The organism is Methylobacterium sp. (genome assembly GCF_019745455.1).
In the GTDB taxonomy this organism is placed as follows: Bacteria; Pseudomonadota; Alphaproteobacteria; order Rhizobiales; family Beijerinckiaceae; genus Methylobacterium.
In genome coordinates, this window is sequence record NZ_JAIETD010000044.1 from 26,192 (window position 1) to 47,485 (window position 21,294).

At 65.6% G+C, this 21,294-nt stretch carries 15 protein-coding genes; 6 read left to right on the forward strand and 9 right to left on the reverse strand.

Annotated features, from left to right (window positions below):
• Positions 1 to 195: 195 nt before the first annotated feature.
• Entirely contained in the window at positions 196 to 1,479 is a 1,284-nt protein-coding gene (locus K2Y56_RS10975; RefSeq protein ID WP_292507419.1) for a glycosyltransferase family 4 protein, read from the reverse strand.
• Positions 1,480 to 1,527: 48 nt separating this feature from the next.
• A complete protein-coding gene (locus K2Y56_RS10980; RefSeq protein WP_292507420.1) occupies positions 1,528 to 2,667 on the reverse strand; it encodes a glycosyltransferase family 2 protein in 1,140 nt (379 codons plus the stop codon).
• Positions 2,668 to 2,831: 164 nt separating this feature from the next.
• Here K2Y56_RS10980 and K2Y56_RS10985 point away from each other — a divergent pair, with 164 nt between their 5' ends.
• On the forward strand, positions 2,832 to 4,220 hold the full coding sequence (locus tag K2Y56_RS10985; protein WP_292507421.1) for a polysaccharide biosynthesis/export family protein: 1,389 nt from the start codon (positions 2,832 to 2,834) through the stop codon (positions 4,218 to 4,220).
• 121 nt (positions 4,221 to 4,341) lie between these two features.
• Here K2Y56_RS10985 and K2Y56_RS10990 read toward each other — a convergent pair whose 3' ends face one another.
• Complete coding sequence (locus K2Y56_RS10990) at positions 4,342 to 6,483, reverse strand: AAA family ATPase (RefSeq protein ID WP_292507422.1); 2,142 nt, start codon at positions 6,481 to 6,483, stop codon at positions 4,342 to 4,344.
• A gap of 122 nt (positions 6,484 to 6,605) precedes the next feature.
• Positions 6,606 to 7,298, reverse strand: coding sequence for a sugar transferase (locus K2Y56_RS10995; RefSeq protein WP_292507423.1), 693 nt, complete (start codon positions 7,296 to 7,298; stop codon positions 6,606 to 6,608).
• Between the two features lie 458 nt (positions 7,299 to 7,756).
• Here K2Y56_RS10995 and K2Y56_RS11000 point away from each other — a divergent pair, with 458 nt between their 5' ends.
• On the forward strand, positions 7,757 to 8,056 hold the full coding sequence (locus K2Y56_RS11000) for a hypothetical protein (RefSeq protein WP_292507424.1): 300 nt from the start codon (positions 7,757 to 7,759) through the stop codon (positions 8,054 to 8,056).
• An 18-nt stretch (positions 8,057 to 8,074) separates the two neighbouring features.
• Here the strand turns inward: K2Y56_RS11000 and K2Y56_RS11005 are convergent, their stop codons facing one another.
• A complete protein-coding gene (locus tag K2Y56_RS11005; RefSeq protein WP_292507425.1) occupies positions 8,075 to 8,755 on the reverse strand; it encodes a response regulator transcription factor in 681 nt (226 codons plus the stop codon).
• A complete protein-coding gene (locus tag K2Y56_RS11010) occupies positions 8,752 to 9,474 on the reverse strand; it encodes an ATP-binding protein (RefSeq protein ID WP_292507426.1) in 723 nt (240 codons plus the stop codon). Before K2Y56_RS11010 ends, K2Y56_RS11005 begins: the two co-directional genes overlap by 4 nt.
• Positions 9,475 to 10,747: 1,273 nt before the next feature.
• Here K2Y56_RS11010 and K2Y56_RS11015 point away from each other — a divergent pair.
• Entirely contained in the window at positions 10,748 to 12,379 is a 1,632-nt protein-coding gene (locus K2Y56_RS11015) for an alpha-D-glucose phosphate-specific phosphoglucomutase (RefSeq protein ID WP_292507427.1), read from the forward strand.
• Positions 12,380 to 12,648: 269 nt separating this feature from the next.
• On the opposite strand, the gene K2Y56_RS11020 is transcribed toward K2Y56_RS11015, so the two are convergent.
• Positions 12,649 to 14,625: a CoA-transferase gene (locus K2Y56_RS11020; RefSeq protein WP_292507428.1), complete on the reverse strand. Its 1,977-nt coding sequence runs from the start codon at positions 14,623 to 14,625 to the stop codon at positions 12,649 to 12,651.
• A 401-nt stretch (positions 14,626 to 15,026) separates the two neighbouring features.
• Here K2Y56_RS11020 and K2Y56_RS11025 point away from each other — a divergent pair, with 401 nt between their 5' ends.
• Positions 15,027 to 16,154, forward strand: coding sequence for a type II asparaginase (locus K2Y56_RS11025; RefSeq protein WP_292507429.1), 1,128 nt, complete (start codon positions 15,027 to 15,029; stop codon positions 16,152 to 16,154).
• Between the two features lie 387 nt (positions 16,155 to 16,541).
• Positions 16,542 to 18,233, forward strand: a complete 1,692-nt coding sequence (locus tag K2Y56_RS11030) for a methyl-accepting chemotaxis protein (RefSeq protein ID WP_292507430.1) — start codon at positions 16,542 to 16,544, stop codon at positions 18,231 to 18,233.
• Here the strand turns inward: K2Y56_RS11030 and K2Y56_RS11035 are convergent.
• Positions 18,220 to 19,554: an NAD(P)/FAD-dependent oxidoreductase gene (locus tag K2Y56_RS11035; protein WP_292507431.1), complete on the reverse strand. Its 1,335-nt coding sequence runs from the start codon at positions 19,552 to 19,554 to the stop codon at positions 18,220 to 18,222. The two genes, K2Y56_RS11030 and K2Y56_RS11035, sit on opposite strands and share 14 nt — an antisense overlap.
• Positions 19,555 to 19,736: 182 nt before the next feature.
• On the opposite strand from K2Y56_RS11035, the gene K2Y56_RS11040 reads away from it, so the two are divergent.
• Complete coding sequence (locus K2Y56_RS11040; RefSeq protein ID WP_292507432.1) at positions 19,737 to 20,453, forward strand: sulfate transporter family protein; 717 nt, start codon at positions 19,737 to 19,739, stop codon at positions 20,451 to 20,453.
• 59 nt (positions 20,454 to 20,512) lie between these two features.
• Here the strand turns inward: K2Y56_RS11040 and K2Y56_RS11045 are convergent.
• Positions 20,513 to 21,294 (reverse strand): sugar nucleotide-binding protein (locus tag K2Y56_RS11045; protein WP_292507433.1); only part of this gene is annotated, 782 nt, incomplete at its 5' end.

A 21,294-nucleotide genomic window follows, 5' to 3' on the forward strand; every position in this document is an offset into this window, starting at 1 on the left:
GGAGACGCTACATTGCATACATTATTCAAAAAAGGGTGAACCGCAAGCGAGGGGCGTGCCGGAGGGAAGCATGGGTTTTCCGGGGCGCCTCGTGCGCCGTCGCTTCGGCAACACCCGAGCAGGCTCGTCCTTTATGCGGGATAGGTGCTGCCGGCGTTCGACAGGTTTATCCTGACAAGTTGCACGGAGGCGGGTTCAGGATGCCTGCGCGGCAGCGGCCACTGACCCAATCCGGCGCAGGACCGACCTCCGTCCCGAAACCGCGATCCTGTCGATGTAGAGCGCGATCAGGGCGTCGCACCAGACCTGCGGATCGGGGGCGAGGTCCCGGCCGCCCTCGAAACCGGCTCGGCTCATTTGGGAGATCGCCCGGTCGTCCGCCGCAAGCCTTCGAAGGATCGCAGCGAGGCCGGTGCGATCGTAGGGGTCGCAGGCCTCCGCGGCACCGAGGGCCACAACCTCCGGCGCGATCAGCGCATGCCGAGACACGACGACGGGTACGCCGCTCGTCAGCGCCTCCAGGGTGACGAGGCCGAAGGTCTCGCGCCAGCGGGTCGGAACGACGGCGAGCCGTGCCCGCGCCGAAAGGTCGGCGATCTCGGCCGGAGAGCGCCAGCCCATCACGATCGCTTCGGGATGGTCCCGTTCGAGCTCGGCCCGGAGCGGGCCGTCGCCGACGATTCGCAGGGTGGCGCCGGCATCCCGGGCGGCGGCGGCCACGACATCGACGCCCTTGTCCTTCTCCAGGCGGCCGACGAAGAGGATCTCTGCGTTCTCTTCCGCGATCACGCGGGCGGAGCGCCACGGCACCACGGGATTGCGGATCACCGCAATCCGGTCGGGCGCCACCCCGCCGCGCATGAGGTAGGGGACCATGCCGTCATGGACGGCGACGACCGTTGCCTCGCTGCGCGAGAGATCGATGGCGGCCTGGCGAACCACCTGCCGCCCGGCGCGCCAGAGTTTGTGACCGTAATGGCGCCGGTCGCATTGCGTTGCGAGACAGCCGATGGACAGCGGGACCCGCTCGCAGGCGGTCTCATGGGGAAAGTCGAACTGGCCGCCATTCGGGCAGACGAGGAAGTAGTCATGCGCCGTCATGACGAGGCGCTGGGAAACGGGCGCGAGCGCTCGGAACACGGCGGGCGACAGGACCTTGTGCCAGTTGTGGAGGTGGTAGACCGTGCCCGGCGTATCGTGCCGCGCGATCCAGTCCGCCACGAAACTCCGGACTTGGCCGTTGTAGATTCCTCGCATGGCTGCCCGTCCGCGCCAGCCCTGAAGCAGGTTGCGTGCGCCGAGGGAGTGCAGGTCGATCCCTTCGGGAAGCCCTTGTCCGCCTGGGGACCCGCTGCCGTTCAGCACCGTGACCGGGATGCCGCGCTCGGCCAGTAGCCGCACCGACCGTAGCGCGACTCCGGCCGCTCCACCGCTCTCAACGGCGTCGTCGCTGATGACACAGACCCGCTCGATCGTCATTCGTATCCTCCCGGCAATCCCACGGAGCCGCTCATGGGATGGAGCCGCTCATGACATAGCGGCGATGCGCGCCGGGTTCAGGCGCCCACGCAGGATGTCGGCGAAAGCTTCGATGTTGCCGGCTAACCGTCCGCGCCGGTCGATATGCGGCTCCGGCCTCGGCGCGTGGAACAGGTTCATCGCGATGTTGCGGCCCATCAACCAGGCCGCCCGGTGCCAATCGTAGCTGCCCTTGCGGACGAGATAGATCGGGTTGGCGACCTGCGAGTAGCCGAACCGCCGGCCCGACTGGCGGCCGCCCTTCACGCCGAGATGCACGCCGACGGCCGCGCGGATCTGAGCAAGGCTCCCGAACCTGGCGACACGCCGGCTGAAATCGACGTCCTCCAGCCAGCCATAGGCCGGGAGGCGCTCGTCGAACCGTAGGCGCTCGGCGCGGATCCTGTCGAGCCGGAACGCCATGTTGCAGCCATAGGCGCTGTAGACGGGTACGGGCTCCGCGAAGGCGACCTCACCGGGCGATTCCAGAAGGCGGTCCGCTTCGGCCGCGCTGTAGCCAGGGCCGATGATGCCGTCGGCGACGACGAGGCCCGTCCCCCCGACGAGGGTCGGATCGGCGAGGAAGGCCTCCTCGAGAGCTTTCAGGTAGTCGGTGTGGGGGATGAAATCGTCGTCGAAGAAGCAGATGACATCCGCGTCCGGCACGGCGTCGAGGATCGCGTTGCGCTGGGCCGTGAGGCCGCGGGCGCCGATGAGGAGGCGGATGTCGGTCTCGCCCTCGAAATCGCCGCGCGTTGGGATCGAGACTGCGATCTGGTCGGGTCTGCGGGATTGGCGGCTCAGCCTGTCGACGGTGGTCCTCGCCACCTGCGGCCGGCCGACGGTGGCGATTCCGACCGCGAGCCGCAGGACGCGGCGGGAGGGGTCGCCGTCATGGCCGTCGCCGGACATGTCTCGGCGCATGAGCGTCAGGGGCGATACGGCTGGATCCGCCGGATCGCGGCGCGTGGCGGGCCACTGGCCGCTGCCTGCGCGAGGAGCGGCACCGACACCGGTTCTGCCCGATGCGGCCGGCACATTCTTCCCCGACAGCCCCCACGCCTGCACCGCAGCGTCGAGAGGGTTGTCGTTGGCTGGATCGATGCGAAGCCACGATCCTAGATGTATTCTCGTCAGGACGACAGTCATCGATATAGCTCTCCGCTAATAAAGGCTATTTTATATGCAACTTTTGAAAGTAAAAGATGAAATTGTTCGAAATCTATATTGACATTCTTTGGTGCTTACCTGCATGAACTGAACCGATATCGGCGACGCCGAGAAACTAAATCGCTTGATAGGAAGTGAATTCCATGACGGGACGCATCGACGGGATCCTGCTCGCGGCCACCATTCTGGCGACGCTCGCCCTTCCGGCTCGGGGAGACGATGCGCCGTACCGCCTCGGTCCTCAGGACAAGGTCCGGGTGCGGGTCACCGAGTGGCGTTCGGATCGCGGAGAGGCCTTCGTCTGGGAGGCCCTGTCGGGCGAGTTCGCGGTCGATGCCGCCGGCCGGATCTCGCTGCCCCTCGTCGGCACCCTTGAGGTGGCAGGCCTCAGTGCCGAAGATGTCGGCACGCTCCTCGGCGATCGCCTGCAGCGTAAGGTCGGTCTCGTGCGCAAGCCCGATGCGTCGGTGGAGGTGGCCCAGTTCCGGCCGGTCTACGTCGTCGGCCAGGTGGACAAGCCCGGCGCCTATGCCTTCCGTCCCCAACTCACGGTCCTGCAGGCCGTCGGTCTCGCCGGCGGCCTCTACAGGCCTGGCGATCTCGGGCTGCAGCGGCTCTCGCGAGAGGGAATCAGCGCGCGGGGCGACCTGCGAGAGGTCGCCACGGAGCGGGCGGCACTGCTGGCGCGGCGCGCGCGGCTCGACGCCGAGCGGCGCGGAGACGGCGCCATCGCATTCCCGGAGGAGGTCGCCGACGGCCGATTCGCCGACGCCGTCGGCGAGGAGCGGGCCTTGTTCGACACGCGCCGCAACGCCCTGCGATCGCAGCTCGCTGCCCTCGCCCAGACCAAGGAACAGCTCAACGCCGAGATCGAGACCCTGCAGGCCAAGGCCGTCTCGCAGGATCGCCAGATCGCCCTCGCCAAGAAGGAACTCGGCAACATCAACGGCCTCGTCGAGCGTGGCTTGTCGATCAACCCGCGCCTGCTCGCCCTCGAGCAGAGCGTCGCACAGCTCGAGAGCGCGCGGCTCGACACCCAGCTCGCGATCTCCCGCGCCCGTCAGGATCTCAGCCGCACCGACCGGACCGCCCTCGATCTCAAGAACCAGCAGCAGAGCACGGTCCTCGTGGACCTGCGCGAGACGCAGATGCGACTCACCAAGCTCCAGCTCAAGGCGGATACGCTGCGCGGCCTCCTGACCGATACCGAGGTGGTCGCACCAAGGCTCATCGAGGACCGGCTCGAGACTCAGCGCAGGCCGACCGTCTTCACCGTGGTCAGAGCCGGCTTGCATGGGGCTGCGGAGGAGGTCGTCGGCGAGATGGCGCCCTTGCGGCCCGGCGACGTCCTCAAGGTATCGAACGCCCCGATCGAGGAGGGCGGCGCGCGCGCCGACGAGAGCAAGGCTCGCATCGAGGACGGCAAGTCGCGTCCCCCGGAAGGCAAGTCGCGTCCTCTCGACGGCAAGGCGGTCCCGAAGCCCTCCACCGCCCTGCCGCGGCGGGACGGGATCGTCGCCTCGGTCCAGTGAGGCCGTTACGGGCACGAGCGCTCTCCTTCGTTGGGCAACCCGCTCGCGGGAGAGCGGGTGCTCGGTCCTCGTTCCGCCGCGCGCCCTGCCCGAAGCGATATCCGCCTCGGTGCGGAGCGCCCTAGATCCGCCGGGACACCATCTCGGCGTCGCCGACCTTGTTCAGCACGACGCCGACGACCTGTGCCTGCGCGGCGTCGAGGGAGGTGGCGGCCTCCGCGAGCGCGCCGAGTTCGGTCTTGCCCCAGGCCGCGACGAGGACGATGCCGTCGAGCATCCGGCTGATGGCGCGCACGTCCGCGGCCGTCTCCATCGCCGTCAGATCGAAGACGATGAGGTCGTAGGCCTCGGCCAGAGACTTGATGAGCGCGTGCATCTGCTTCGATCTCAGGAAATCGTTCGATTGCGCCCAGCGCGAGCGGACCACGAGGGGCAGGACGAAGAGATCGGTGATCGCGGTCGGCCGGACCGCTTCGCGGCCGTCCGCCAGCATCTCGAGGAGTCCGTCCTCGGCCGTGGGCGCCAGACATTGCGAGAGCTTGTTGGACTGAAAATCCGCGTCGACGACGAGCGTGCGGTTGCCGGCCTGGGCGAACAGGCAGGCGAGGTTGAGGGCGACGCAGCTCTTGCCGTCGCCCGATGCGATCGAGGCGATGCCGATGGTCTCGATCCGGCGCTCCTCGCGGGCGACGTCGATCGAGACTTTCACGCCGCGCATCGCCTTGCTGAAGGCCGAGAACGGCGCCTCGACGACGTCCGGTCCTTCACCCGGTCCCTTGAGGGACCGTCCCCGTCCGATATCGGGGAGCAGGCCGAGCACCGGGAAGGGCACGGCACGGCGGATGTCGGCCTCGGTGCGGGCGGTCTGATCGAGCCGATGGCGGATCGTCCCGGCGGCGATGCCGAAGACGAGGCCGATCACTGTGCCGAGAGTGAGGGTGAGCTTCGTCTTGGGACTGCTCTTTCCGAGCGGTACGTTGGCGGGGGCGATGACGCGGGCGCCCGAGACCGGCAGCGTCTCCTTCTGAACCGTCTCGGCGAGCTTCTCGAGGAGGTTCTGGTACATCTTGCGGTAGCTCTGCGCCTGAGCGTCGAGCTCGGACAGGGTCACCTTGGCCTGGCGCAGTCTGTCGGCCTCGCCGATGAGCCGCTGGATCTCCTCGGAGAGGCCCCGCTCGCGCGAGACCGCGATCTCGTAGTCGCTGAGGTATGTCTGCCCGATTCGGCCGAGCTCGGCGGCGATGTCCTGCTCGGCGGCGGCGACCTCACGCTTTGCGCCGGCGACCGCCTCGCTGTCGGGGCCGTAGCGTTCGCGCAACTCGGCCTCGCGCTGGGCGGCGTCCTGCTGGCGTTGGCGCAGGTTGGTGATCGCCTGGTTGTTGAGGACCTCAGTGACGGATGCCTCGGTGATGCCTTTGGCGCTCACCTCCCGCACCCGCGCGAGGCGGGCCGCGGCCTGCGCCGTCTGGGAACGCGAGAGTATGAACTGGCTGTTCATCTCGCTTAATTGCTGCTCGATGAGGAGGCCGTTGCTCGTCGCGACCAGGCCGTTCTGGGTTCGGAAGTCCTCGACCGTCCGGGCGGCGGTGTTGAGGCTCTGGCGGACCTCGCGGAGGCGCAGCTGAAGCCATTCGACGCCGCCTCGGGCGGCCTGGGCCTTGGCCTCGTACTGATCCTGGAGGTAGGCCGCCATGTAGGCATTGGCGATCTCGGCGGCCCGCTTGGGCTTATAGGACCGTGCGGTCGTCTCGATGACGTAGGATTGGCCGACCCGCCGGCTGCCGACGCGGCCTGCCAGGACGGAGGCCGCGACACGCCTGCGCTCGGCAAGGCTTGCGGTGGCGCGATCCGCCGGCCGCTGCTCGCCCAGTGCCGCGATCCAGGTCTCGTCGTTGCCCTGGAATTCGGGGTCGAGGGCAAGATCGAGGGCGTCGACGACCGCCCCGGCGAGGCGTTCCGAGCGAAGGACCTCGACCTGGCTCTCGACCTGGGCGTTGTCGAGGGTGAGGTCGAGCATGCCGGGCTCGAACACGAGAAGCTGCTGCTGACGCTGCGCCTCGATCAGCAGCTGGGCACTCGCCACGTAGGTCGGAACGCTTGCCCAGACGATCAGGGCGGCGATCCCGGCGCCCAAGGCGGTGAACAGGAGGACGAGGAGGGCGTAGCGGCGAAGGACGGTGCGCAGCGTGCTCAGCGTCACCGTCGCCGACGGCTCGATCCTGGGTGCCGCCGCAGAGGGCCGGGCAGGGGTGGTCTGGAGCATGCTCTCCCCTTCGGATCGGCGCTACCGAACCCGTATGGTTGCCACTCGAGGGCAGCACCGTCCCGCACCCGCAAGGCGTTGGGACCCCGCAAGGCGTTGGGACGTCGAGTTTCAGCGAGGCCTCAATAGACGCCGCGGGCGCGCAGGACCGCCGGGATGGTCTTCGCGATGATCGCGAGATCCCGACTGATTGACCATGTGCGGACGTAATGGCTGTCGAGGAGGACCCGGCGGTCGTAGCCGACGTCGTTGCGGCCGCTGCATTGCCAGAGGCCGGTCAGGCCAGGACGGACAGCCTTGTACTCCGCGATGGCGGAGCCGTATTTCGGAACCTCGGCGATCACGATCGGTCGCGGTCCGACGAGGCTCATATCGCCACGAAGGATGTTGATGAGCTGGGGCAGTTCATCGATGCTCGTCTCCCGTAGGACACGCCCGATCGGAGTGACGCGGGGATCGTTCTTGAGTTTCCGGCTCGCCTGCCACTCGAGCATCGCGCCCGCATCGCTCGCAAGGTGCCGCACCAGCACGGCGTCGGCGTCGTTGACCATGGTCCGGAACTTCAGGCAGTCGAAATCGACGCCGTCCTTCCCGATGCGCCGGTGTCGGATCATGATCGGCCGCCCCTCCATGATCAGAATGGCCGCCGCGATCATCAGGAGCAGGACGCTGAGGAGGATCAGCGCCGAGATCGCCACGGTGACGTCGAGGCTTCGTTTGACCCGCAGGGCAGCGGCGGTCCGGCGAGGTTCCCCCACCGCCAAGGCCGCGACAGTCGTGGCGGATGACCCTTCAGCCGAACTATTCATCAGCATGAGAACCTCCAATCAAGGAAAACGCCATGCGGCGCGGGACTTTTCGCATTAATCCAATGCTGTGCAGTGCAGCGCAGCCGATTGAAGTCGCCGGCTCATGCCGAACGAATGGCCAAGTTTACGTGATATGGATTGCCGGCTTTGTCAGATCGCGGACACGCGTCTGCTTTCGTTAACTAAATATTAACTATCACTGGTCAGACTGAATGACGACGGTGCATTGCACAAAGCGCCGTCAGGACTCGTCGGTGCCGAGTCAGGATTTCCCTGACCGACATCCGGCCACACCACTACTGCGGACAGTGTAGGATAAAGACCGCGCCCCTCCTCGGCAGTCGCAGCCGGTGGGGGGAGCCGATCGGAGCGTGACCTCCCATTCGGGATGCCTCGATCTTCCGGATCGAATCTTCCGGGTTCGCCGACGGGGTCGAGCGGCGAATTACGATCAAAGGCACGCGATGCTCGTCTTCTCGGTATGCCTCGTCTGCGCCGGTGCCGTCCTCAGCGGATTCGCCAGACTGCCCTTGCTGGTCGCCGTCATCGTCCTGACAGCCGCCGCCGCTGCGCTGCCGTTCTTCCTGTCCCTCTACGGTTTTGCCGTTCCGGCGCCGATGCCCCTCGCCATCGTGGTGGCGGTGGTTGCCCTTCAGGGCGGCTATGGCATGGGCGTGATCGCCAAGGCGCTATGGCTGAGTTCCTTCCGCGATCCGGCGCGCCGCACGGACGTTCCCCCTCGGCCGGAGGAGGAAATCTCTTGAGCCTGGCCGGTCAGGCGGTCAGCACGGCAATTCGCGAAACCAGCCCTGCAGAACGGCGTATTGAACGATTTTCGTCCGCGTATGGAGTTCGAGCTTCTCGCTCGCACGAAGCTTGTAGGTCTCGACCGATTTGGCCGTGACGCCGAGCTTGCCGGCGACCTCCTTGTTGGTGAACCCGAGGGCAATGAGCCGGATGACCTCGCGCTCGCGATCCGTGAGGGTCTGCGCCAGACCTCCGTTCCGGTCGCTTCGCCGCTTCGTCGAATCGGCCGGCGGCAGGAGCTGCTCGGTGATGGCCGGGTCGAGATAAAGCCCGCCCCCATAGGTCGACCGGATCGCCTGCAACAGGTTCTCGCCCGCCGAGCGCTTCAGCACGTAGCCGCGGGCGCCCGCATCGAGGGCTTCCCGCACGAAGGTGCGGTCGTCATGGAAACTCAGGATGACCACACGCGTGGGGGACCCTGCCGCGACCAACTGCTTCGTGACCGAAATGCCGTTGCTGCTCGGCATCGAGATGTCGAGAACCGCCACGTCGGGCTTCAAATCCGTGATCAGTCTCAAGGCCCGGGCGCCGGAATTGGCTTCGCCGACAATGTCGATATCTGAGGCGATCTCGAGAAGTGACCGTACACCCTCCAGGAACAAGGGGTGATCGTCGCTGAGGACGACTCGGATTGGCTTTTCGGAACGTGCGGTCATGTCGAGGAGCCCCCCATGGATACTCGCGCCCTGATTCTCGTGCCCGATCCGGGTTGGGATGTGACCTCCATGCTGCCTCCCACCGAGGCGAGGCGCTCGCGCATTCCGACGAGGCCCAGACCTCGCCGGCGAGTGCCGTCGCCCAATGGCGGCGTATCCTGCGGGTCGAAGCCTACGCCATCGTCTTCTATCGTCAACGTGACATCATCGTCGCTGCACTGCAAAGTTACAGTGACATGCGAGACGTGGCGGGCATGGTTTTTGATGTTGATCAACGCCTCTCTCGCAATGTGGAGTAAGGTGCGAGCAAGGCTGCATCTGATGTTTAGATCGGGTGGATCGATCTGAATATCAGCCGGTATACCATAATCTATACTCCACTCTCCAATAGAGGTTTTTAAATTATTTGCAAAATCTTGATCGTGTACTGAGGGGCTGCGTAGTTCATCGACAATATCGCGTAGACCATCGATCAATATATCGACATCTCTGATCGCCTTATTGATTTCTTCGAGAAAAATTGCCTCCGTGGAAGACGACATGACTCGCTGTAGCCGAAGCTTCAAGATCGTTGCGTATTGTGCCGTATGATCATGAAGGTCGCGGCTGATCCGGAGTCTTTCGTCGCAGATGGCACGATCGATCAGCGATCGGAGGGTGGGATTGTCTGGCGCGCTCGCGTCCCGGGGCGGGTGAGCGCCCTGATCTGGAAACATCATGAACCGATCCCATCAGCAACACAGAAGACAAGTGCACCGCAAACCTTGGTGCACTGGCTGACGATGTTTCTTCCCTATTTGACGTTTATCGTTGTTCTGAAGACGGGTTCGACGACAATCGCTATTGTTCTACCAAATCGTGCTTTGCTCACGCCCTTCGGAAAAAGGAATTTTCGCTGCGTTTCGCGGTGCAAAAGTTCTGAGCGGCCCCAAAACCTTTAACAACCGATTTCGGTTCCACTCTTTCACATACTTTATTCTCAATATGGACGTTGCATGCTCGCGCTCGGCTTGCCTCAATCAAAGCGGATCAACCAATCCAAGAAGCAAAGACTGAAAAAACTAAAGCACATGACCTTTAAAAGAGTGATGCTCAAGCAAGTCTGTAAGTGTCTGGTATCGAACATTCCTGTAATTCTCACCGACATCAAGCGTATTGTCAACAACAATGACGTCCATTACAATCTCCCTGCTTGGCATAGATCTGATGCGGATTGGGGATAGCCATCTGGATTATTGACAAGTTCAAATTTTTATCGATATGCTCAAAAGCTGTCTCTCTAAGTCATTCGGATGATACCGTTGTTTCGGTTGTTCTTTGAACGGATGCAGGCGGTCCGGACATCTCGACCATTGCGCTGAATGGCCAAGTCCCTCATTTCACAGCCCACGTCTTCAGTCTGATTTCGTCAAAAGGAACGATCGCTAAAGCTCTGCAGACGCTTCCCGGCAAGGTGTTGCAGCTACCATTGGCCTGTCATAACTCAGATCGTTCAGGCCGATCGCCAGGTTTTGCTTCTCTTATCTGGCAGTTGTCTTGTCTTAAGACGAGTCTCCTGCTCTCGGTCGGCGGAGAATCTACGGCATCCCGACTAGGAGATTTGCAATCTAAAGAAGTACCGTATGCCATTTCTGGCGCTCGAGTAGAAATGCCCGCCATCGTATGGCGTCTCGTCCTTCCGCGGTCACGGCAGACCTGAAAAGCTCGGCTCCGCAGTCTGCGGTCGTTTCTCAGGGCGCGATGTGCCAAGCCAAAACCGAATGCAAACAGCACATCCTGGATGCTTCCGACGCCGGTTTGTTGCCGAAGGAAACCTTTTTGGCCCGCTTCGGCAGTCCGGCATCAAGCGGTCCGCTGTCGGACCTCGGATCAAGGGACAAACGCGCTCGTTTCATCGTCCCCGTCAGAGCCGGCTCACCTCACCTTGCGGAATGGCTGCGGCCACCGCATCGTGCCCGCCAGTAAGCGGACGCGATCAGGAGAATCCGGACGATGGTCGTCAAAGACGTGACTACAGCCCCGTTCCTCGACCAGAAACCCGGTACGTCCGGCCTGCGCAAGAAGGTCCCGATCTTCCAGCAGCCGCATTACGTCGAAACCTTCGTCCAGGCCATCCTCGACACCGTTCCGGGGCACGAGGGGGCGACCCTGGTGCTCGGCGGCGACGGGCGCTTCCTCAACCGCGAGGTGGTCCAGACCACGCTCAAGATTGCCGCTGCCAATGATTTCGGGAGGGTGCTGGTGGGGCAGGGCGGGCTGCTCTCGACGCCCGCCGCGTCCTGCGTCATCCGCAAGCACGGCGCGGTCGGCGGCATCGTGCTGTCGGCGAGCCACAATCCCGGCGGTCCGAACGGCGATTTCGGCATCAAGTTCAACGCGGCCAATGGCGGCCCGGCGCCTGAAAGTGTCACGGAGGCGATCTACGCGCGCAGCAAGGCGCTCGACGGCTACCGCATCCTCGACGTGCCCGACCTCGACCTCGACACGATCGGCACGACCCAGCTCGGCGACATGTCCGTGACGGTGATCGACCCGGTCGCCGACTATCTCGACCTGATGCGGAGCCTCGTCGATTTCGACGCCATCGCCCGGCTGTTCGCCTCGGGTTTCCGCATGCGCTTCGACGCGATGAGCGCGGTGACCGGCCCCTACGCCAAGGCGATCCTCGAGGGCGCCCTCGGCGCACCGGCCGGGACCGTCGTGAATGCGGTGCCGCTGCCCGATTTCGGTGGTCACCATCCCGACCCGAACCCGGTCCACGCCGCCGACCTCTACGCGCTGATGCTCGGGCCCGATGCTCCCGATTTCGGAGCGGCCTCGGATGGTGACGGCGACCGCAACATGATCGTGGCGCCGGGCCTTTTCGTGACGCCGAGCGACAGCCTCGCGATTCTCGCCGCCCACGCCCACCGGGCGCCGGGCTACGCCCGCGGCCTCTCCGGAATCGCCCGCTCGATGCCGACCAGCCGGGCTGCCGACCGCGTCGCCGCCTCCCTCGAGATCCCGGCCTACGAGACCCCGACGGGCTGGAAGTTCTTCGGCAACCTGCTCGATGCCGGCCTCATCACCCTGTGCGGCGAGGAGAGCGCCGGCACCGGCTCGGACCATGTCCGCGAGAAGGACGGGCTCTGGGCGGTGCTGCTCTGGCTCAACGTCCTGGCCGCCACCGGCTCCCGTGCCGACGCCCTCGTGCGGGCGCATTGGGCCGAGTTTGGGCGCGACTTCTACACCCGCCACGATTACGAGGAGATCGATTCGGACGCCGCGCAGGCCCTCATGGCGGCACTGCGCGATAGGCTCCCCGCGCTGCCGGGCCAGCATTTTCGCGGCCTCACGGTCGAGAGCGCCGACGATTTCCGCTACGTCGACCCGGTCGACGGCTCGATCACCGAGCGGCAGGGTGTGCGGATCGTGTTCGCCGAGGATGCGCGGGTGGTCTACCGGCTCTCGGGCACCGGTACCGCCGGGGCGACGCTACGGGTCTATATCGAGCGCTACGAATCGGCGCCCGAGCGGCTCGAACTGCCGATCGCCGAGGTGCTTGCGCCCGTCGTCGCCGTCGCCGAAAGCCTCGCCGACATCGCGGCGATCACGGGCCGTACCGAGCCGAGCGTGATCACCTGAGCTCCAGTTCCCCTCCCCGGGTGCAGGGCGATCGCACATGACCAAGCCCCGTCATTCCGGGGCGCCGCAGGCGAGCCCGGACCCGGAGGGCCGCGCCGGAGGCGTGCAATCCATAGCCGCAGACGATGCAAAGCCTTGCACCACCTGTGTTTCTGGATCCCGGGCTCCGCTGCGCGGCCCCGGATGACGGGGTTACGGCTGGAGGTGTTCCGGCAAGTAATGCCTCAAATGCGATAGCTCTCCCCACGAGGGGGAGGGAAGCACTCGGCTCAAGCCGCCGAGGCAATGATCGTCGAGGCGCGGCGGACCTTGCGGTCGGCGCTTTCGAGGAAGGCCTGCGCATCCTCCTTGCGCTCGAAGACGTGGGGGGCGAGGCCGCGGCGGCTCAGCGCCTCCTCCATCTTGAGGCGCAGGAACGCGCTCGTCGCGTAGCGGGTGGTGGTCAGGTAGTAGTTCGCCGAGAGGTATTGGATCATGCTCGCGTAGTCGTCGTAGAGGTTCTCGTTGATCCGGAACCCGTCGTGGTTGACGACCGAATTGACCCGCTTGCCCGCCTTCTTGCAGGCATCGACCAGCACCTTGCGCAGATCGTCGATGTCGCTCTTCACGCGGCAATGCCAGCCCTCGAGATTGAGGAACAGGATGTTGCGCTCGGTGTCGTAGCTGACCCGCTCCGGCAGGTTGAGGTTGAGGAGATCCGAGAGCAGCTCCATCGGCTCGTCCCGGAAGATCCGCAGGTCCATGACCGCCGGCTGCTTGATGATCGGCGTGAAGCCCATATGGGGCAGGATGTCCCGCTCGATCTCGATGCCGGGCGCCACCTCGATGAGTTCCAGGCCCTCGTCCGTGAGCTGGAAGACGCAGCGCTCGGTCACGTAGATCACCGGCTGCGAGCGCTTCTGGGCATAGGGGCCGCTGAAGGTGATCTGCTCGACGGCCGGCAGGAACTTCTGTGAGCGGCCTTCCTGGATGATCTTGACCTGTCCGTCCTCGATCACGGTCTCGAGCCCGCCCACCGTGAAGGTGCCGGCGAAGACGACGGAGCGGGCGTTCTGGCTGATATTGATGAAGCCGCCGCAGCCGTTGAGGCGGCCGCCGAACATGCTGGTGTTGACGTTGCCGTGCTGGTCGCATTCGGCGAGGCCGAGGCAGGTCATGTCGAGCCCGCCGCCATCGTAGAAGTCGAACATCTGGTTCTGGTCGATGACGCAATCGGCGTTGGTCGCCGCGCCGAAGCTCGAACCGGAGGCGAGGACGCCGCCGACTGCGCCGGCCTCGGTGGTCAGCGTGATGTAGGGGGTGACCTTCTCCTCGTTGGCCACCGCCGAGATACCCTCGGGCGCGCCGACGCCGAGATTGACGACCCCGTTGGGCGGGAGCTCGAAGGCCGCGCGCCGGGCGATCACCTTGCGGGCGTCGAGCGACATCTTCTTCATGCCGGCGACAGGAACGCGGATCTGGCCGGCGAGCGCCGCATCGTGCTGCACGCCGTAATTCATCCGGTGCATCTCGGGCTCGGCGAGCACGACGCAATCGACGAGGATGCCCGGCACCCTGACGTCCTTGGGCAGCAGGAACCCGTCCTCGACGATGCGCTCGACCTGCGCGATGACGATGCCGCCGTTGTTGCGGGCCGCCATGGCCTGGGCGAGGCAGTCGAGGGTCAGCGCCTCCTTCTCGAAGGAGATGTTGCCCGAGGGGTCGGCCGAGGTGCCGCGGATGAAGGCGACGTCGATCTTGGTGGCGGTGTAGAACAGCCACTCCTCGCCATCGACCTCGACGAGCTTGACGATGTCGGCCTCGGTCACGGTGTTGACCTTGGCGCCGCCGTGGCGCGGGTCGACATAGGTCTGAAGGCCGACCTTGGAGAACAGCCCGGGCTGGCCGGCGGCGCAGGCGCGGTAAAGCTGCGAGATCACGCCCTGGGGCAGGTTGTAGCCGAGGATCTTGTTCTCCTGGGCGGCCTTGGCGACCTTCGGCATCCGGCCGAAATTGGCGGCGATGACCCGCTTCAGGAGACCGTCGTGATGCAGGCGGCCGGTGCCGAGGCCTTTGCTGTCGCCCGCGCCCGCGGTCATGATCAGGGTGAGGTCGCGCGGGGCGCCGGTCTCGACGAATCGCTTCTCGAGCGCGGCGTGCAGCGCCTCGGGAATGCAGCTCTGTACGAACCCGGTGGTGGTGACGACATCGTTCTGCCGAATCAGCGCGATCGCTTCCTCGGCGGAAATCACCTTGTTCTTCTTCATCGGCGAGAAGCCCTCGTCGCGTCGGCGCCGCTTCTGGCAGACGCCTCCAGGATCGCTGTCCAGCGTTTTGTCTTGCCGTAGGACGGGCCGAAGTCCAGTGAAATTTCTTCACCGCACCGTCAAAGACCAATACCAAGCCGGTCCTGAATGCATCATAGGACAGGAACGGTTCCGCTTCATCTTCCCGCAGCGCCGATTATGGATGGTGCGTTGCAATAAGTCTGAGCCAAGACTTGTGTTGGTATACCAGAAAGCCGGCGAATGCTGAAACGACCGTCGCTGCCCGCGCGGGTCGTCGTTCACGTCGCGCTTGCGACTTTGCACCCGGCGCACGCCCATGACAGATCTCACCCGGGATAGGAGAGGGCACCATTCCGGCGCTCTCGCTTGAGGAGATCACGATGCATCGTCCGGCATCCGCCGTTTCGTTCCGACACCTCGCCGCGGCGAGCCTCGTCACCATCGCCCTCGCGAGCCCGGCGCTCGCCCTACAGGGGCCCGAGCCGGCCAAGCCCGGCGCGACGGCAGCGGCAGCGCCTACCAAGCCCCGGATCGTCATCGTCGCCACCGGAGGCACCATCGCGGGGGCCGGCGCGGATGCCGCCAACAGCGCCACCTACCAGGCCGCCAAGGTGCCGGTGGACAAGCTCATTGCCGCCGTGCCGGCGATCTCCCAGGTGGCCGAAGTGCGCGGCGAGCAGGCATTCCAGATCGCCTCGGAAAGCTTTACGAACGTCCAGCTCGTCCAACTCGCCAAGCAGATCTCGGCGCTGGTCAAACGCGACGACGTCGACGGCGTGGTGATCACGCATGGCACCGACACGGTGGAGGAGACCGCCTACTTCCTCGACCTCGTCGTGAAGACCGACAAGCCCATCGTCGTGGTCGCCTCGATGCGGCCATCCACCGCGATCTCGGCCGACGGCGCTCTCAACCTCCTCGACGCCGTCGTCGTGGCCTCGGCCAAGGACTCGAAGGCCAAGGGCGTGCTCCTCACCATGAACGACGAGATCCAGGCGGGCCGCGATACGACGAAGCGCGTCAACATCAAGCCTTCCGCCTTCTTCAGCCAATGGGGACCCCTCGGCATGGTGGTCGAGGGCAAGACCTATTGGTTCCGCGCACCGGTCAAGCGCCACGGCACCAGTTCCGAATTCGATATCGACACGATCGAGACGCTTCCCGAGGTCGCCATCGTCTACGGCTCGGGCAACATGAGCCCTGCGCCCTACAAGATTGCGGTGGAGGGCGGCGCCAAGGCGATCATCCATGCCGGTACCGGCAACGGCTCGGTGGCCGGCTATCTGGTCGACACGCTCAAGGACATCCGCGGGAAGGGCGTGCAGATCATCCGCTCGTCCCGCGTCGGCGACGGCTTCGTGCTACGCAACGCCGAGCAGCCCGACGACAAGTACGATTGGGTCGTCGCCCACGACCTCAACCCGCAGAAGGCCAAGATCCTCGCCGCGGTCGCGCTGACGAAGACGCAGGACAGCAAGGAACTGCAGCGGATCTTCTGGGAATATTGAGGCCCAACTTCAACGGCGGGCTGAGCGAGGTGAGTGGCCCGAGCGGGTTCCGCTATGCCCCAAGACCCTCCCCATGGCGGGAGGGCGGAGGACTTCGAGCGGCCATTTCCACGGTTTTGACCAGCTCGGGCCAAGCTGTCGATCCGCTTCCGCTCGACGAAATTCTACCCCTGCATCTCGAAGCCCTAAACGGCGTTCGACCCAAGCTTTGTGCCTGGAACACAACCCAAAGTTTTCATAGAGCACAAGATATTTGGTATCGACTTGGGTCGGACGCAGCGTCTTGACCCAAAATTTACAGACGATTGTATAATATATTAAACAGATTTTAACTCAAATTGCCTACTTTAGCGTCAAACAAACATAAGTTTGTTAGGAGGCTACATCGTGCACGCGTTCAATAATCTTTCACTGATGGCGAAGCTCGCCATTCCGGCCTTCATCCTCGTCGCCGTGGCTGCCGGCCTCGTGTGGATGGCCAATGCCAGCCTCGGCATTCTCGAACAAACCACGGAAGCCGTCATCGACATCAAGGCGACCCGCGCCGTGACGGCGTTGCAGTTGAACGTCGCCGTCGATTCAGCGGTGATCAACGAGAAGAACATCATTATCGAGACTGATGCCGCGGCCATGCAGAAGCAGCTCGCGAGCTATAAGGAGCAACAGGCGAAGGCGATGGCCTCCATCGAGCGCTTGATCGCCATGGCCGATACGCCCCAGCGCCGCACCTCGAACGAGGGAATCAAGGCGGACCTGATCGCCTTCTTCGCTGCAGCCGACCGCTCGATCTCATTTGGTCTCAAGAACGAGACCGACGCCGCAGCCGCGATATCCAATGGCGAAGTTCGTCCGGCTCGCGCCAAGATCGCCGAGAGCGTTGCCAAGCGAGTCGAGATCAACATCGTAGATCTGCAGGCTGCCAAACTCGACGCCGCGCGTACTGCATCCTCCGCCAGGACCACACTCGTCGTAACGGCCGTGGTCGGTCTCGTTCTCGCGGTCGGCCTCCTCGCTTCCATCGCGCTCTACGGCGTCAGCCGGCCGCTCCATGCGATGACGGGCGCCATGGGGCGTCTGGCCGGTGGCGATCTGGACATCACCGTGGCCGGCACCGAGCGCAAGGACGAGGTCGGCCTTCTGGCGCGCGCGCTTCAGGTGTTCAAGGACAACGCCCTCACCGCCCGCCGGCTTGCTGCCGAACAGGAGGTGGAGAACGCCGCCAAGATGCGTCGCGCCGAGCGGCTCGACCAGATCACCAAGACCTTCGAGCACAATGTCTCTGCCCTGACGCAGGGCCTCGCCGGCGCCTCCACCGAGATGGAGGCCACGGCACAGTCCATGAGCAGCATCGCCGCCCAGACGACCGAACAGACCGTCATCGTGGCTGGCGCCGCCGAGGAGACCTCCGCCAACGTGCAGACCGTGGCGGCGGCGAGCGAGGAGATGTCGGCGTCGGTCCAGGAGATCGTGCATCAGGTTTCCCAGTCGGCCCAGATCGCGGGACGTGCCGTCGAGAATGCCAAGCGCACCGATGCCACCGTTCGCCGTCTGGCCACGACCGCTGAGCGGATCAGCGCCTTCGTGTCGGTCATCTCCGACATCGCCGGACAGACCAACTTGCTCGCGCTCAATGCCACCATCGAGGCGGCGCGTGCGGGGGAGGCGGGTCGCGGGTTCGCGGTGGTGGCCACCGAAGTGAAGGAACTTGCCGGACAGACCTCCAAGGCGACGAGTGAGATCGGCGAGCGTATCACCGAGATCCAGAACGCGACCCAGGAGGCGGTGAGCGACATCGGGGCGATCAGCCGGATCATCGACGAGATGTCGAGCTACGCCTCCTCGATCGCGGCTGCCATGGAGGAGCAGGGCGCCACGACGCAGGAGATCACCCGCAACGTCCAGGAAGCCGCGCGCGGCACCGAGCAGGTGACGACCAACATCTCGAGCGTTCGAGACGGTGCCGGTCAGACCGGCGCGGCCGCCTCGCAGGTGCTCAGCGCCGCCCAGGAGCTCTCTCGCCATTCCGAGAGCCTGACACGGGAAGTCGGCACCTTCCTCGCCAACGTCAAAGCGGCCTGAGGGCCGCCCCCCGACTCAAGCGCGCGGCCACCTCGTCGGCCGCGCGGCTGCCCTCCTCGTAGGCGCCGCCGGCGGTCCCCCATTGCAGGCGCGACAGCGCCTCGCCGGCGAACCAGATCCGGTCCTCGACAGGCCGGTGGAGAAGGGCCCGGGCTTCGGCATGGCCCGGAGGCACCACCGCCCAGGAGCCTCGCGACCACGGATCGTGCCGCCACTCGCTCACCGCCGGAATCGCCAGATCATGTAAAGCACGGCAGCCGAAATGCTCCGCGAGGACGCTGCGCACGAGGCGCCGCACACCATCGGGCCCGCTCCGCGCCGCATCGAGCTCGGCGGCCCCATGAACGTCGATCTCGAAGAAATGGAACGGCGTGCCGTCGATCCGGGTGAGCAGGCCCGGCGGCTTGCGACGGCCGCCGACGACGCTGGCGAGCCGGTCAGGCCCACGGAACGGGCAGGACGGCCAATGCAGAACCGCATGCTCGTAGATACCGGTCGAGAAGCCGTCGATCGCGTTCCGGTGCGCGGTGGGCAGGGCTTGGGCGAACAGGTTTTCGTCCCGCAGCACCATCATCGGCAGCGTGACGATCGCCGCCTTCGCCCGGGTCGTCCGGCCTCCCGAGGTCTCAACCGAGACGCCGGCTTCGCTCCAGCCGATTCGGCGCACCGGACTATCGAGGGCGATCGGCAGTCCCTGCGCCAGCCGGGCGAGGTAGCCGCCATAGCCTCCGGCGATGAAGCGGTTGTCTCCGTACTCCATGCTGGGGAAATCCTGCAGCGACACCTCGCTCAGCGCCCGACCCGACACCAGGCCGTGGACGAGGGCGACCCGCTCGCCCCAGGGTCCAAGCCCCGGCGGGATGACGCTGGCCGCCGGACGGTCCGGTCCATTCCGCGCCGCGTGCTCCGTCATGGCCCGGTCGGCGAGGGCGAAGGCGCGGCCGAGGGCCCGCTCCTCCTCCCGCCTCGCCCGGCGACGGCCGACCCAGAGATGGCTCTCCTGCGCCGCCACCCGCAGCGGCTCGCGGCGCGCCTCGGCGAGTCGGACGAGCGGATTGATCGGCCCGGCGTGGAGCCAGTGTCCGCCGAGATCGACCGCATGGCCGCGCAGCATCGTCGTGACGAGCCGCCCGCCGACGCGGTCGCGCGCCTCAAGCACAGCCACGGAGACGCCGCGCTCGACGAGCCGCCGCGCCGCCGCGATGCCTGCGGCTCCCGCCCCGATCACCACGACATCGGGATCGGGCAGGATGGGTGCGAGCCGCGGTGCTACGCTCGGCCGGAAATGGGAATGCGCGACCGGCGGAGGTGTTGGGGTCATGAATCAGCTCATGGAGGGCGGCTCTCGAACGGTCAACGCTCTGGCGGTGGCAATGGAAACCGGCTTCTCGTCTGAGGCGGCTTAGCGTCGTATGGGGTCGGACCGGCCTTGTTCCGGCCGGCGAGGGGCGCCAGATGGCACCCTAACGCGGGCATCCGTCCCCCCGCTCGAGGGTCCGCTTCATGCTGCTTCAGGCCTGCCTCGCTGCGCTCCGACAGGTGTTCTCACCGCCGCTGCGGGCGATCCTGTGGAAGTCGCTGGCGCTGACGATCGGCATCCTCGTCGTGATCTGGTTCGCGCTGACACGACTCATCGCCTGGTTCCTCGCCAACCACCACCTTTCGGCGGAGTACCCGTTCCTCGACACCCTCGCATTCTTCTTCGCCGGTGCCGGCCTGTTCGTGGCGCTGGCCTACCTGATGCCGGCGGTCTCGATCCTCGTGGCGGGCTATTTCCTCGACGATGCCGCCGCCATCGTCGAAGCGACGGACTTCCCGGGCGACCCGCCCGGCACTGCGATGCCGTTGGGGCGGGCGATGCTCTACACCCTGCGCTTTGCCGGCCTGGCGCTCCTCGTCAATTTCGTGGCGCTGATCCTGATCTTCGTGCCGGGCGTGAACCTCGTCGCCTTCTTCGGCGCCAATACCTACCTGCTCGGGCGCGAGTATTTCGAACTCGCAGCGGCCCGGTTCCGCGGCCTCGGCGAGGCGGGCGCGATGCGGCGCCACCATTCCTTCACCACCATGAGCGCGGGCGCCCTGCTGGCGGGCCTGATGGTGGTGCCGGTGCTCAACCTGCTCACGCCGCTCTTCGGCATCGCCCTCATGGTCCATGTCCACAAGGGCCTGAGCCGGAAGGCCCTTCTCGCGGGACCGGCGGCACAGGGGCGGCTTCGCTAGACCCCAGCAAGCCGCATCATTCTTATCCGCGAACCGCGGACCACTTCGCGGAATGATGCTTAGTCCCGCGTTCCCCAGCGCGTCCCCATCCGGCTCGGGCTTGCCGCGTCAGGGCCGATCGCCGGGCCGCTGGCTCGGCCAGGTCGGTGCTGCGAGCCGCTCGCCAGCGGTTCGTCCGCCAAGGTGTCGGGGATCTCTGCCTGAGCTTCACTGCCGCGGCCGGTGGTGAACTGGCCGGCCTTGCGGAATCGCCAAAGATAGCCCGGCACCACGGCTTCCACGGCGGTCGGCGTGATGCCGAGGGCCTCGATGGTGCGGCTCTCCGCCTTCGCCGCCTCGGACACGACGTTGTCGGTCTGGAGCAGAGTGACCTGGTCGCGAGTCAGTTTCAGCGAATCGGGCAGCAGCCCGAGGGTCAGGGTATCGACGGCTTCGAGCAGGCGCGCCTGGAGCCGGGCTGCCGGCAGCGGCAGCGACACCACCGCCCGGCGCCGCATCGTCGTCTCGAGCATGTAGCGCACGAGGCCCTCGAGGGTCTCGATCTCGGGGCCGCCGAGTTCGTAGACCTTGCCGCCGGACACCTGTCCGTCGACGGCGCGGGCGATCGCCTCGGCGACGTCACCGACGAAGACCGGCTGGAACTTGGTCTCCGCACCGGCCAGCGGCAGCACCGGAAGGGCGCGGGCGAGGCTCGCGAAGCGGTTGAAGAAGCTGTCGCCCGGCCCGAACACGATCGAGGGTCGGAACACCACGGCGTCGGGGCAAGCGGAAAAGACCTGCACTTCTCCCAAGGCCTTGGACTTGGCATAGAGCGATGTAGACGACGCGTCCGCGCCGAGCG

Excerpts from the sequence above, each read along its gene's own strand:
- K2Y56_RS11035 (WP_292507431.1), bottom strand. The coding sequence starts at position 19,554 with ATGACCCCAACACCTCCGCCGGTCGCGCATTCCCATTTCCGGCCGAGC.
- K2Y56_RS11010 (WP_292507426.1), bottom strand. The coding sequence starts at position 9,474 with ATGATGTTTCCAGATCAGGGCGCTCACCCGCCCCGGGACGCGAGCGCG.
- K2Y56_RS10985 (WP_292507421.1), top strand. The coding sequence starts at position 2,832 with ATGACGGGACGCATCGACGGGATCCTGCTCGCGGCCACCATTCTGGCG.
- K2Y56_RS11000 (WP_292507424.1), top strand. The coding sequence starts at position 7,757 with ATGCTCGTCTTCTCGGTATGCCTCGTCTGCGCCGGTGCCGTCCTCAGC.
- K2Y56_RS11025 (WP_292507429.1), top strand. The coding sequence starts at position 15,027 with ATGCATCGTCCGGCATCCGCCGTTTCGTTCCGACACCTCGCCGCGGCG.
- K2Y56_RS11040 (WP_292507432.1), top strand. The coding sequence starts at position 19,737 with ATGCTGCTTCAGGCCTGCCTCGCTGCGCTCCGACAGGTGTTCTCACCG.
- K2Y56_RS10990 (WP_292507422.1), bottom strand. The coding sequence starts at position 6,483 with ATGCTCCAGACCACCCCTGCCCGGCCCTCTGCGGCGGCACCCAGGATC.
- K2Y56_RS11015 (WP_292507427.1), top strand. The coding sequence starts at position 10,748 with ATGGTCGTCAAAGACGTGACTACAGCCCCGTTCCTCGACCAGAAACCC.
- K2Y56_RS11020 (WP_292507428.1), bottom strand. The coding sequence starts at position 14,625 with ATGAAGAAGAACAAGGTGATTTCCGCCGAGGAAGCGATCGCGCTGATT.
- K2Y56_RS10980 (WP_292507420.1), bottom strand. The coding sequence starts at position 2,667 with ATGACTGTCGTCCTGACGAGAATACATCTAGGATCGTGGCTTCGCATC.
- K2Y56_RS10995 (WP_292507423.1), bottom strand. The coding sequence starts at position 7,298 with ATGCTGATGAATAGTTCGGCTGAAGGGTCATCCGCCACGACTGTCGCG.
- K2Y56_RS11005 (WP_292507425.1), bottom strand. The coding sequence starts at position 8,755 with ATGACCGCACGTTCCGAAAAGCCAATCCGAGTCGTCCTCAGCGACGAT.
- K2Y56_RS10975 (WP_292507419.1), bottom strand. The coding sequence starts at position 1,479 with ATGACGATCGAGCGGGTCTGTGTCATCAGCGACGACGCCGTTGAGAGC.